Source organism: Streptomyces jumonjinensis, assembly GCF_009600885.1.
GTDB classification, from domain to species: Bacteria; Actinomycetota; Actinomycetes; order Streptomycetales; family Streptomycetaceae; genus Streptomyces; species Streptomyces jumonjinensis.
The window spans coordinates 116355-116620 of sequence record NZ_VCLA01000199.1 but is presented as its reverse complement, the minus strand read 5'-3'; positions in this window follow the sequence as shown (position 1 = coordinate 116620).

Below are 266 nucleotides of genomic sequence, written 5' to 3'. Positions count from 1 at the left end.
GGTGAGCCAGGCGTCGAGGACGCCGTAGGCGCGGGCGATGGACGCCAGCGATTCTTCGTCGGTGTATCGCTTGATGACGTTGTCCTTGTCGGCGAGGACGTGTTCCCGGGCGGCTGCCCGGTCTGTCGGCTGGGTGTGGGGCACTGTGTCTGTCTCCTCGTGCTTCTGGAGGGGGTGTGGGGGTGGCCCCGGTCGTTGCGGGGGACTGGATCGACCGGGGCCAAGGGGGTGCGGGGGCACCCCCTTCTTCCCCTGCCGGGACGTGA